Annotated in this window: 8 protein-coding genes; 4 read left to right on the forward strand and 4 right to left on the reverse strand. The window is 71.3% G+C overall.

Translation table 11 applies throughout. The annotated features are described in order from the left end of the window. Positions 1–65 precede the first annotated feature (65 nt). From P8A18_RS29910 to P8A18_RS29920, 3 genes are all read right to left on the reverse strand, one after another. Entirely contained in the window at positions 66–1037 is a 972-nt protein-coding gene (locus tag P8A18_RS29910) for a carbohydrate ABC transporter permease (RefSeq protein WP_306059583.1), read from the reverse strand. Next, entirely contained in the window at positions 1034–2149 is a 1116-nt protein-coding gene (locus P8A18_RS29915) for an ABC transporter permease (protein ID WP_306059585.1), read from the reverse strand. The genes P8A18_RS29910 and P8A18_RS29915 overlap by 4 nt, the downstream gene beginning before the upstream one ends. A gap of 100 nt (positions 2150–2249) precedes the next feature. Further along, the gene (locus tag P8A18_RS29920) at positions 2250–3857 is read right to left on the reverse strand and encodes an extracellular solute-binding protein (RefSeq protein ID WP_306061227.1); all 1608 of its coding nucleotides are present in this window, start codon (positions 3855–3857) and stop codon (positions 2250–2252) included. Between the two features lie 523 nt (positions 3858–4380). Here P8A18_RS29920 and P8A18_RS29925 point away from each other — a divergent pair. Both P8A18_RS29925 and yicI read left to right on the forward strand, forming a co-directional pair. Further along, the gene (locus P8A18_RS29925) at positions 4381–7245 is read left to right on the forward strand and encodes a glycoside hydrolase family 3 C-terminal domain-containing protein (protein ID WP_306059587.1); all 2865 of its coding nucleotides are present in this window, start codon (positions 4381–4383) and stop codon (positions 7243–7245) included. Positions 7246–7306: 61 nt separating this feature from the next. After that, a complete protein-coding gene (yicI, locus tag P8A18_RS29930; RefSeq protein WP_306059589.1) occupies positions 7307–9586 on the forward strand; it encodes an alpha-xylosidase in 2280 nt (759 codons plus the stop codon). A 42-nt stretch (positions 9587–9628) separates the two neighbouring features. Here yicI and P8A18_RS29935 read toward each other — a convergent pair whose 3' ends face one another. Next, entirely contained in the window at positions 9629–10156 is a 528-nt protein-coding gene (locus tag P8A18_RS29935; RefSeq protein ID WP_306059591.1) for a DUF4232 domain-containing protein, read from the reverse strand. Between the two features lie 220 nt (positions 10157–10376). On the opposite strand from P8A18_RS29935, the gene P8A18_RS29940 reads away from it, so the two are divergent. Both P8A18_RS29940 and P8A18_RS29945 read left to right on the forward strand, forming a co-directional pair. After that, the gene (locus tag P8A18_RS29940) at positions 10377–10946 is read left to right on the forward strand and encodes a TetR/AcrR family transcriptional regulator (RefSeq protein WP_018552554.1); all 570 of its coding nucleotides are present in this window, start codon (positions 10377–10379) and stop codon (positions 10944–10946) included. 52 nt (positions 10947–10998) lie between these two features. Further along, positions 10999–12183 carry an SGNH/GDSL hydrolase family protein gene (locus tag P8A18_RS29945; protein WP_306059593.1) on the forward strand — a complete coding sequence of 395 codons (1185 nt, stop codon included), beginning with the start codon at positions 10999–11001 and terminating at the stop codon, positions 12181–12183. The last annotated feature ends 48 nt before the right edge of the window (positions 12184–12231 follow it).

The following is a 12231-nucleotide window of genomic DNA, read 5'->3' on the forward strand; positions in this document are numbered from 1 at the left end:
GCGCGGACGAAGCGCGCATGGCGAACACCTTCCGGACGGGAGGGGGACGGGGAAACGGCGGCGGTTCAGCCCTTCACGGCGCCGGTCAGCATGCCCTTCTGGAAGTGCTTCTGGACGAACGGCGACAGCACCGCGACCGGGATCAGGGCGAGGATCATGACGGCCATCTGCACGGCGAGGCTGTTGATCTGGCCGCTGCTGACGGCCGCGCCCATGGCGCCGGGCGGCACCTGGTGCTGAAGGACCAGCTGGCGCAGGATCATCTGGAGCGGGTACTTGTCGCTGTCCTGGATGTAGAGCATCGCGTTGAACCACTGGCTCCAGTAGCCGACCGCGTAGAACAGCGAGATCACGGCGATCACCGCACGCGACAGCGGCATGATGATCTGGAGCAGGATGCGCCACTCACCGGCGCCGTCGATGCGGGCCGCGTCGATGAGTTCGGGCGCGGTGTCCATGAAGAAGCCCCGCAGGACCAGCACGTTGAAGACGCTGATCGCGCTGGGCAGGATCATCGACCAGTAGCTGTCGCTCAGACCGATGCCGGTGACCAGCAGATACGTCGGGATGAGGCCGGCGCCGAAGAACATCGTCGCCATCAGCGTCATCAGCAGCGGACGGTGCGCGTAGGAGTCGCGGCGGCTCAGCCCGTACGCGCACAGGACCGAGACGATCATGCTGACGGCCGTACCGACGACGGTGAGGCCCACGCTCACGGCGGCCGCGCGGGTCACCGCGCCCCCGCTCAGCAGCTCCTTGTACGCGACGAAGGTGATGTGCCTGGGCCAGACGACCAGGCCGCCCGCGTCGTTGATGGTCTTGGTGTCGGAGAGGCTGGTGACCAGCACCACCCAGATCGGGATGATGATGACCGCGCAGATCGCGACGAGGCCGAAGCCCTTGAAGGCGAGTCCCGCCTTGGTCGGCTCCTCCTCCCACACCGGGCGCGGTTCGATGCGCAGGGCGCGCTGGAGCGGAGTCTCCGCAGGGGGCGCGAGGGCCGCCGGGTCCTTCTCGTGGTCCAGGAGAGTTGTCATTTCTTGGAGTACACCCCCTGCTCGCCCAGCATGTGGGCGACCTTGTTGGCACCCAGCACCATGGCGACGCTGAACAGTCCCTTGAAGATGCCGGCGGCGGCCGCGTAGCCGAAGTCGCCGGTCTTGATGCCCGTCCACCAGATGTAGGTGTCCAGGATTTCCGAGGCGCCCGCGCCCACCTGGTCGCGCTGGAGCAGGATCTGCTCGAAGTCGAGGTTGAGCGCGCTGCCCACCCGCAGGACGAGCAGCAGGGCGATGACCGGGCGCAGCGCGGGCAGGGTGACATGCCACATGCGGCGCCAGCGGCCGGCCCCGTCGACCGCCGCGGCCTCGTACAGGTCGGTGTTGACGGCGGCGAGCGCGGCCAGGAAGACGATGACACCCCAGCCGGCGTCCTTCCACACGGCCTGGGCGCTGACCAGGAACTTGAAGAAGCCCGGGTTGGTCATCAGGTCGAAGCCCTCGTGACCGTGTTCGCGCAGCCACTGGGCGACCAGACCGGCGCCGCCGAACATCTGCTGGAACACGGTGACGACGAGCACCCAGGAGAAGAAGTGCGGCAGGTAGACGATCGCCTGCACCCACGCCCGGACCCGGGTGCTCATGATCGTGTTGAGCAGCAGGGCGATGGCGATCGGGATGGGGAAGAACAGGACGAGCTGGGTGAGGAAGATGACCAGCGTGTTGATGAGGACTTCCCAGAAGCGGTAGTCCTCGAAGATCCGGGTGAAGTTGTCGAACCCGACGAAGGGGCTGCCGGTGATGCCCAGGTCGTACACGTCGTAGTCCTGGAAGGCCACGATGTTCCCGAGCAGCGGGATGTAGTTGAAGATCAGCAGCAGCGCGATGGCCGGCATCGTCATCAGGATCAGGGTGCGGTCGCGCCGCAGCCGCTGACGCCAGGTGATGCCGCCCGCCCGCGGGCCGGAGTCCGCCCGTCCGCCGCCCTTGTCCGTACGGGGTCTGCGGACGCCGCCCGAGCGGGCCCTGCCCCTTCGAACGCCGCTGGTCTCCCTGCCGTCACCGTCCCCGGCGCCGCTCCCGCCGGCCGGGGCGCTCGCCCCGTCGGCGGTGCGGTCCGGGGCGGCCGCGACCGTGGCCCGTGACTTCACCCTGTGCTCCCCATGTCGTGCTCCTGAACCCGGCCGCCGGGCATCGTGCGCCCGGCGGCCCCTTCGTTCTCGTACGTACGATCGGTGCGCGTCGTACGCGTCAGTTGCCGGAGCCGTTCTTGTCGAGAATGTCCTGGTACCAGTCGCGGAGCTTGTCGCCGCCGCTCTTCTTCCAGGTGTTCACCGCTTCGTCCACGTCGCTGACCTTCTTGCGGCCGCGGCGGATGTCCTTCTGGAGGTCGTCGAACGGCGTGTACAGCGAGGCGTAGCGCTGCGGTTCGACGACCTGCATGCCGAAGAAGAGGGGCTTCTTGACGTGCGGGGCCTGGCGCGCCATCCAGCCGGCGTAGTCCTTGGCCAGCTGCGGCTGGTCGGGGTAGGCGATGGAGGTGGGCGGCGAGGCGACGAACAGGAAGGTGGAGGGCTGGGCCTCCTCGACACCCTGCGGGGTGTAGGTCGGAGACCCGTCCTTGATCGTGTAGTGGGTGCCCTTCACGCCGTAGTTGGTGAGCATGAACTCCTCGGTGCCGTACGGCGCGGCCGCGTAGTCGGCGATCGCGAGGAACTCCTCGATCTTCGCCTTGGACAGCTTCTTGCTGAGGAAGGTGAAGATGCCGGCCGGGTCGTCCTGCCACAGCACCGGCCTGCCGCCGTCCTGGCTGAAGAAGTCGAGCGCCTGCATGTCGAACTTCGGGTTGGCGGCCGCCTGTTCGGTGACCATGCCCTTCCAGCCGCCGGTGCCGTCGTTGTACATGACGACGTGGCCGCTGGTGAAGCGGATCTTGGCGTCGGCGTCCTTGTTGGCCTCGGCGTCCGGGTGGACGTAACCGCCGTCGTGGAGCTTGCGGGCGAAGGCGAGCGCCTCGCGGTACTCCTTCGTCTCGATCTTGTGGACCAGCTTGCCGTTCTCCAGCTGCCAGTAGTGCGGCGCGTCGGGCAGCAGGCCGAATATCTTCTGGACGCAGGTCCACAGGTCGTCGAAGGCCCAGACCTTGTTCCTGGGAGCGGTGTACTCCTTGCCGAAGGCCAGCAGGTCGTCCGCGCTCGCCGGGACGGCTCCGGAGCCGATGAGGTCCTTGCGGTAGAAGATCGCGTTGCCGATGACCGGCGTCGGCATGGGCAGCCCGCGCAGCTTGCCGCCGAAGACGGAGTACTGCCAGGCGCCGGTCGGGATGTTCGCCAGGTTCGGGTACTTCTTGACGGCGTCGCCCGCCAGGTACGGGGAGAGATCCGCGAACTTGGCGGTGATCGCGTTGCGGATCTGTCCCTGCATGTTCCAGCCGGGGATGGTCATGACGTCCGGGATGTCCGAGCCGGCGAGCACGGCACCGATCTTGTCCTGGTAGGTGTTGCCGTCCTGCGGGTCGAAGTTGAGCGTCGCGCCGACCGCCTTGTTCACGGCCGTGTAGTACGGGTTGTTCTTCTTCGGGACCGTGCCCCACAGCGGGGTCATGACCCGGAACTCCGAGCCCTTGCCCGGGACCGACTTGACGGAGACCACCAGCGGGTCCGGCAGCTTGGTGAAGCCGGGGCTCGAACCGTTGACACCGGGGACGTCGGGCTCGACGAGGTTCAGCGGGGCGTAGCTCGGCACGACCTTCTTCAGGGCCTTGCCCGTGGTCGTGCCCTCCTTGCTCCCGGCACCGGAGCCGGAGCCGCCGCACGCGGCGAGCAGCGGCACCCCGCCGGCCACGGCGACGGCCGCCACCGCGCCGGTGGCGAGGAAGCTTCTCCGGCTCGGGGCCGTGGAGGAGGGGGAGGAATTCGGCGTCATTGCGTCAACCCTTCGAGGCGCACCAGGACGACACGCGGCGGGGCGACCGCCGTCCGGTTCCTGTGTCTGAGGTGGAGCGTTGCTGGCTGAGCCGGTGTCACCGGCCCCAGGTGAAGCGGTTCAACAAGGAGGCGGTGGAGCGTGTCGCCGTCCCGGGAAATCAAGGGCGCCGGGCGCCCCATCGAAGCTCTGTCGAAGCGCTTCGATGTTGCAGCGAGGTTAAGTGAAGGGTCTGTGTGGCACAAGGCTTCGTTTCCAGATTCCTCCGACCCGTTTCCGAACCGTTTCCTGATGCCCCCGCGTCGCACCGGGTGCGCGGCTCGGCGCCGGGCCCTTGACACGTACGGGGTCGGCCGTTGAGCATCGAAGCGCTTCGAAAGATCGTCCGAGGCTCCACGAGGGCTCGCACGAGGCGCCGACACCGCCATACCTCCCACCTTTGAAGAAGGACCCGCACGTGACGGAACAACCGCAGCCCTTCCGCGACCCGCAGCTGCCCTTCGCCGAGCGCGTCGAGGATCTGCTTCAGCGGCTCACCCTCGACGAGCGCATCGCGATGCTGCACCAGTTCGCGCCGGCGGTGGACCGGCTCGGGCTCGGCGCCTTCCGTACCGGCCAGGAGGCCCTGCACGGCGTCGCCTGGATGGGCACGGCCACGGTCTTCCCGCAGGCCGTGGGGCTCGGTGCCACCTGGAACGACGAACTGGTGCGCCGGGTCGGCGAAGCCGTGGGCGACGAGGTCCGCGCCAAGCGCGCCCAGGACGACCGGGTCGGGCTCAACGTCTGGGCCCCCACCGTGAACCTGCTGCGCCATCCGCTGTGGGGGCGCGGTGAGGAGGGGTACTCCGAGGACGCCGGTCTCACCTCCGCCATCGCGGTCGCCTACACCCGGGGCCTGCGCGGCGACCACCCGCACTACTGGCGGACCGCCCCGGTCCTCAAGCACTGGCTCGCCCACAACAACGAGACGGACCGCGACACCTCGTCCTCCTCGGTCGGCCCCCGGGTCCTGCGCGAATACGACCTCAAGGCCTTCCGGGACGCCGTTCGGGCGGGCGCGGTGGCCGGGGTGATGCCCGCGTACAACCTGGTCAACGGGCGCCCCAACCACGTCTCGCCACTCCTCGCACGCCACCTGCGCACCTGGACGGACCAGCCCCTGGTCGTCTGCTCCGACGCCGGCGCACCGACCAACCTCGTCGACAGCGAGCACTACTTCGACACTCACGAGGAGGCGACGGCCGCCTCCCTGCGCGCGGGCGTCGACAGCTTCACCGACCACGGCCAGGACTCCGCCGTCATGACCGGCCGCGTCAGGGGCGCGCTGGAACGCGGACTGCTGGACGAGCACGACATCGACACCGCCGTCCGGCGCCTGCTCCACATGCGCTTCGCGCTCGGCGAGTTCGACCCCGCGCTCGACCCGTACGCGGACACCTCCGCCTTCGACACCGAGGAGCACCGGGCCCTCGCCCTGGAGGCCGCCGAGCAGGCCGTCGTCCTCCTCAAGAACGACGGGCTGCTGCCGCTCGACCCCGCCGCCGGAAAGACCGTCGCCGTCGTCGGGCTCCTCGCCGACGCCTGCAAACTCGACTGGTACAGCGGCACCCTCATCCACCGCTCGACCCCGCTCGACGGGCTGCGGGCGCGCTTCGGCGCCGACCGCGTCGTCCACGCCGAGGGCGCCGACCTGGTCCGGATCAAGTGCGCGGACGGCTGGCTCCAGGTGCCCCCGGCGCGCGGCGGCCAGGAGGCGGCGCGCGGGGTCGAGGGCGCCCTCGACCCCGCACTGCTCGCCGGCCGCACCGACCTGCCCCCGCTGACCTGCGGCGACACCCCGTCCGAGCTGGCGCTCGTGGACTGGGGCAACGGCGTGATCACCCTGCGGGAACCGGACGGACGCTATCTGTCCGTCGCCGAGGACGGCTTTGTGCGCGCCTCCGCCGACGAGCCCGGCGGCTGGGTCGTCCAGGAGACCTTCCGCTGGGAAGAGGTGGAAGGCCACGCCGGCGGTCACCGCCTTCTGCACATCGGAACGGGTGGGTATGTCTCTGTCGCCGCCGACGGCGTAAAGGTTGCCGCCCCGGGCGAAGAAGTTTCCGGCGGCACCGGGACCGTCTTCGAGACCGAGGTGACCGAGCGCGGCGAGGACGCCGTCGCCCGCGCCGCCGCCGCGGCCGACACCGTGATCGTGGTGGCCGGCAACGACCCGCACATCAACGGCCGCGAGACCGAGGACCGCACCACCCTCGCCCTGCCCGCCCAGCAGGAACGCCTCTGGCGCGCCGCGCACGCCGCCAACCCGCGCACGGTCCTGGCGGTCACCTCGCCCTACCCGTACGCCCTCACCGACGCGGCCGCCGCGCTGCCCGCGCTGCTGTGGACCGCGCACGGCGGCCAGGCCGCGGGCACCGCGCTCGCCCGGGTCCTGGCGGGCGACGTCTCCCCGGCCGGCCGGCTCCCGCAGACCTGGTACACCTCCGACGCGGAACTGCCCGGCCTGCTCGACTACGACATCATCGGCTCACGGCAGACCTACCTCTACTACGAGGGCGCCCCGCTCTACGCGTTCGGCCACGGACTCACGTACGGCGAGTTCACCTACGGCGACCTGACCGCCGAACGCGAGGGCGACCTGCTGCACGTCTCGCTGACCGTCACCAACACGGGCACCGTCGCCTCCGACGAGGTCGCCCAGCTGTACGTACGGGCCGTCGCCCCGTCCGTCGCCCGGCCGCTGCGCCAGCTGGCCGGCCACCGCAGGCTCCACCTGGCCCCCGGCGCCGCCGAGCGCGTCGCCCTCACCGTGCCGGTCGGGGAACTCGGCCACTGGGATGTGGCGCACGGCCGCTGGACCGTCGAGCCCGGCGCGTACGAGATCCAGGCGGGCGCCTCCAGCGCGGACATCCGGCTCGTCACGGTCCTCACCGTCGACGGCGATCCGGCCGGGCCGCGCCCGCTCCTGGTCCGCGGCCTGGAGGCGGCCGACTACGACGAACAGCTGGCCACCGAGATCGTGGACCGCGCGAAGACGGACGGCGACGCGGTCACCGCCGGCGCCGAAGCGAACGAACTCCTCTACCGGCGCTGCGACTTCGCCGAAGGGGTGAGCGGCGTCGAGGTCCTCGCCTCCGGCGAGGGGGCCGTCCTGATCACCGTCGGCGGCAGCACGGTCACCGTCCCCGTCCCGGCCACCGAAGGGCCGTACGACTACCGCACCTTCCGGGCCGGACTGGACGCCTCCGGCGTCGGCGACCTGCGGATCGCCCTGCGCGGCACCGTACGCCTGGCCCGGCTCGCCTTCACCGGGAGCGGCGAGTGAACCGCGCCCCGGCCCGTCCCTCTCTTCCTCCCTCTCCCGTTGCCCCCGGCAAGGAGTCCGTATGAAGTTCACCGATGGCTTCTGGCTCATGCGTGAGGGCGTACGCGCCTCCTACGCGACCGAGATCCGCGATCTGCGCGTCGGCGCCGACCAGTTCACCGCGTACGCGGCGGTGAAACGGGTCGACGCCCGCGGTGACACCCTCAACACCCCGCTCATCACCGTCGACTGCTTCTCCCCGGCCGAGGGGATCATCGGCGTCCGCACCACGCACCACGCGGGCAGGGCCCGCCGGGGCCCCGACTTCGCCTTCCCCGGGCTCGACCCGGCGGCCTCCGGCGCCCGCACCCGGCAGGACGGGGCGGTCACCGAACTCACCAGCGGCCCGCTGACGTTGCGCATGGACGGCGAGGGCCCCTGGGGTCTGACCTTCCTCGACGCCGACGGCCGCCGCCTGACGGGGGTCGACACCAAGGGCACCGCCTTCGCCACCACCCCGGACGGCGCCCACCACATGGTCACCCAGCTCGCCCTGGCGGTCGGGGAGAACATCTACGGGCTGGGCGAGCGCTTCACCCCGTACGTCAAGAACGGCCAGAGCGTGGACATCTGGCAGGCCGACGGCGGCACCAGCAGCGAACTCGCCTACAAGAACATCCCGTTCTACCTCTCCTCGCGCGGCTACGGCGTCTTCGTCAACCACCCCGGCAAGGTCTCCTTCGAGGTCGGCTCGGAGTCGGTCGGGCAGGTGCAGTTCAGCGTCGAGGACCAGTCGCTGGAGTTCTACATCGTCGCCGGGCCGACCCCCAAGGAGGTGCTGGCCCGCTACACCGCGCTCACCGGCCGCCCGGCCCTGCCCCCCGCCTGGTCCTTCGGCCTGTGGCTGACGACGTCCTTCTGCACCTCCTACGACGAGGAGACCGTCACCTCGTTCGTGGACGGCATGGCCGAACGCGACATCCCGCTCTCCGTCTTCCACTTCGACTGCTTCTGGATGCGCGAGTACCAGTGGTCGGACTTCCTGTGGGACCCGGACGTCTTCCCCGATCCGGAAGGCATGCTGACCCGGCTGAAGGAGCGCGGGCTGCGGATCAGCATGTGGATCAACCCGTACATCGCCCAGAAGTCCGCGCTGTTCGCCGAGGGCGCCGAGCTCGGTCATCTGGTCCGCCGTCCCAACGGCGACGTGTGGCAGTGGGACCTGTGGCAGCCCGGCATGGCCCTGGTCGACTTCACCAGCCCGGCCGCGCGCGAGTGGTACACCGCCAAGCTCCGCGTCCTGCTGGACCAGGGCGTCGACTGCTTCAAGACCGACTTCGGCGAGCGCATCCCCACCGACGTCGTCTGGCACGACGGCTCCGACCCGGAGCGCATGCACAACTACTACGCGCAGATCTACAACAGGACGGTCTTCGAACTCCTGGAGAAGGAGCGCGGCCACGGCGAGGCGGTCCTCTTCGCCCGCTCGGCGACGGCCGGCGGCCAGCAGTTCCCCGTCCACTGGGGCGGCGACTGCTTCGCCTCGTTCACGGCGATGGCCGAATCGCTGCGCGGCGGTCTCTCGCTGAGCCTGTCCGGGTTCGGCTTCTGGAGCCACGACATCGGCGGCTTCGAGGGCACCCCCGACCCGGCGGTCTTCAAGCGATGGCTCGCCTTCGGCCTGCTCTCCTCGCACAGCCGGCTGCACGGAAACGTCTCCTACCGGGTGCCGTGGGAGTTCGGCGAGGAAGCGGTGGACGTCGCCCGGAAGTTCACCCTCCTCAAGCACCGGCTGATGCCCTACCTGTACGAGGCCGCCGCCACCGCCCACCGCACCGGCGTCCCGATGATGCGGCCGATGCTGCTGGAGTTCCCCGGCGATCCGGCCACCCGGACACTGGACCGGCAGTACATGCTCGGCCCGGACCTGCTGGTCGCGCCGGTCTTCACGGAGGACGGCCAGGTCGAGTACTACGTTCCCGAGGGCACCTGGACCCATCTGCTGACCGGCGAGACGATCACCGGTCCCGTCTGGCGCCACGAGACGCACGGCTTCGACAGCCTGCCCGTCCTCGTACGCCCCGGCGCGGTCCTGCCCTGGGGCGACGACGACCAGCGCCCCGACGGTGACTGGCTCGACGGGCTCACCCTGCGTGTCTTCGGCGGCGGCCCCGGGGGCGACGGCGTGTCGGTCACCGTGCCGGACCTGACCGGTGCTAGCGCCGCCGCCTTCCGGGTGACGCGGGACGGGGACACCCTGACCGTCACCTCCGACCGGATCGACCGCCCCTACCGCGTGGTCGCCGAGGCGACCGGAGCGACGGGGGAGGGCACGGGCACGGTGACGGTGCGCGGCGCCTGAGCACGGGCGGGGCGGCGGTGGCCGGGCCCCCGCCGCCCCGCCTCAGCGCGTGCCGGCGGCCAGGGCCCGGTCGGCGGCTCCCGGCGAACCGTGCCACAGCGTGGTCACCGGTTCCCACACCCGGATGCCGTCCGCCATGCCCACCGCCGCCGCCCCGAACGTGACCCCGTGGTGCGCGGGGTCCGCCGCGACGGAGAGGCCGCGCACGACGTGGCCCTCGGTGGTCCCCGGCGCGGCCGTGCGCACGGCCGCGTACCCCTGCTCGCCCGGCGCGAGGAGGCGGACGCCGCTCGTGGCCGGAGGTACGGGCTGCGCCGATCCGTCCAGGTCCCGGAACGTGACCGTCGGGACGCGGTCCACGGCGCACACGCGGTCGCCCTCGTTGGTCACGGTGATCCGTGCCGTGTTCTGCTGCCCGCCGGGCGTGGCGGAGATACGGAGGGCCTTCTCCTGACAGGCGGCCGGGCGGAGCTGCGGCCCGGCGGTGGTCGTGGCCGACGCGCCGGGCGCGGTCAGGGCGACGGCGGCGGCAGCGGTGACGGCGGCGGTGAGAGCGAAGCGCGGACGCATGAGGTTTCTCCCCTGGATCGACTGGCTCGGCCGGCTTTCAGTCTGGACCGCAAGCCGTGCACACGCCCATAAATGCGACATATCGGTTCGACAATGTGTCGTGCCGGCTCGACGCGCCGGGGTGCCGCCCGGCCGGAGGCTGCCTTGAGGGTTTCCGAATTTGCCTAAAAGCTTTAGGCAGGCGCATGATGGCCGTCACCGGACGAGGAGGGCGACGACCATGGCGCGTGCGGGTCTGACCGCGGACCGCTTGACCAGGGCGGGAGCCGAGCTGGCCGACGAGGTCGGCTTCGAGCGGGTCACCGTGTCGGCGCTCGCCCGGCGGTTCGACGTCAAGGTCGCGAGTCTCTACTCGCACCTGAAGAACTCCCAGGACCTCAGGACCAGGATCGCCCTCCTCGCGCTGGAGGAACTGGCCGACCGCGGCGCCGCCGCACTGGCGGGCCGGGCCGGCAAGGACGCCCTGAGCGCCTTCGCCGACGTGTACCGCGACTACGCCCGCGAGCACCCCGGCCGTTACGCGGCGGCCCAGCTGAAGCTCGACCCGGAAGCGGCGGCGGCCAGTGCCGGCGGCCGGCACGCGCGGATGACCCGGGCGATCCTGCGCGGCTACGACCTGACCGAACCGGACCAGACACACGCCGTCCGGCTCCTGGGCAGCGTCTTCCACGGCTACGTCAGCCTGGAGGCCCAGGGAGGCTTCAGCCACAGCGCCCCCGACTCCCAGGAGTCCTGGTCCCGGGTCATCGACGCCCTCGACGCCCTCCTGCGGAACTGGCCCGCCCCCTGACCGCCGCCCCCGCGCCCCGGACCCCCAGCCCTCAGCGACAGCAGGTGGAGACATGAGCACCGACCCCGCACCCCTCCCCGTCACCACACCCGTCACCACCGCCCTCCTGCGCGGCGCGCTCGACGTGGAGCGCACCGACGTCGGGCTGCTCCCGCACCGCCTGCCCGTCCGGGCCCGCGCCCAGGCCCCGGACGGCCAGATCGCCCTGGCCGAGGCCCAGCCCTCCGGCGTACGGCTGGTCTTCCGGACCCGGGCCACCGTCATCGAGCTGGAGGCACGGCGCACCCGGACCGCCTACCAGGGCGTCCCGCCGAGGCCGGACGGGGTGTACGACCTGCTGGTGGACGGGAAGCTCGCCGCCCGGTCCTCGGCGAGCGGCGGCAACGTGCTCGACGTCGACATGGCCACCGGGTCCACGGAGTTCCGCACCGGACCGGTGGGGACCGTGCGGTTCGACGGGCTCCCCGGCCAGGACAAGGACGTGGAGCTCTGGCTCCCGTTCAACGAGCGGACCGAACTCGTCGCCCTGCGCACCGACGCGCCCGTCACACCCGCCCCGGACACCGGCCGCAGGGTGTGGCTGCACCACGGCAGCTCGATCAGCCACGGCTCCGACGCCGCGAGCCCGACGACCACCTGGCCCGCGCGTGCGGCCCTGCTCGGCGGCGTCGAGCTGGTCAACCTGGGCCTCGGCGGCAGCGCCCTGCTCGACCCGTTCACCGCCCGCGCGATGCGCGACACCCCCGCGGACCTGATCAGCGTCAAGATCGGCATCAACATCGTCAACGCGGACGTGATGCGGCTGCGCGCCTTCGTCCCGGCGGTGCACGGCTTCCTCGACACCCTCCGCGAGGGCCACCCGGACACCCCGCTCCTGGTGATCTCGCCCGTACTCTGCCCCATCCACGAGGACACGCCGGGCCCCAGCGTCCCCGACTTCAGCCGCCTCGGCGAGGGCAGGGTCCGGTTCGCGGCGGCCGGCGACCCCGAGGAGCGGGCGGTGGGGAAGCTGACGACGGGCATCATCCGTGACGAACTGGCCGCCCTGGTGAAGCGGCGGTCCGCCGACGACCCGCACCTGGCCCACCTCGACGGCCGCGAGCTCTACGGCGAGGCGGACGTGGACGAACTCCCGCTGCCCGACGGGCTCCACCCGGACGCCACCACCCATCTGCGCATGGGCGACCGGTTCGCCCGACTGGCGTTCGGGGCGGACGGCCCGTTCGCCGCCGCGTGATCCCCGGGGCCGGGCCCCGGCCGCGTAAATCAGTACGGGGCGCGGGGC

The sequence above is a fragment of the Streptomyces sp. Mut1 genome, assembly GCF_030719295.1.
GTDB lineage: Bacteria > Actinomycetota > Actinomycetes > Streptomycetales > Streptomycetaceae > Streptomyces > Streptomyces castrisilvae.

Coding starts and splice junctions, on each gene's coding strand:
- P8A18_RS29910 (WP_306059583.1), bottom strand. CDS start 1,037: ATGACAACTCTCCTGGACCACGAGAAGGACCCGGCGGCCCTCGCGCCC.
- yicI (WP_306059589.1), top strand. CDS start 7,307: ATGAAGTTCACCGATGGCTTCTGGCTCATGCGTGAGGGCGTACGCGCC.
- P8A18_RS29945 (WP_306059593.1), top strand. CDS start 10,999: ATGAGCACCGACCCCGCACCCCTCCCCGTCACCACACCCGTCACCACC.
- P8A18_RS29940 (WP_018552554.1), top strand. CDS start 10,377: ATGGCGCGTGCGGGTCTGACCGCGGACCGCTTGACCAGGGCGGGAGCC.
- P8A18_RS29935 (WP_306059591.1), bottom strand. CDS start 10,156: ATGCGTCCGCGCTTCGCTCTCACCGCCGCCGTCACCGCTGCCGCCGCC.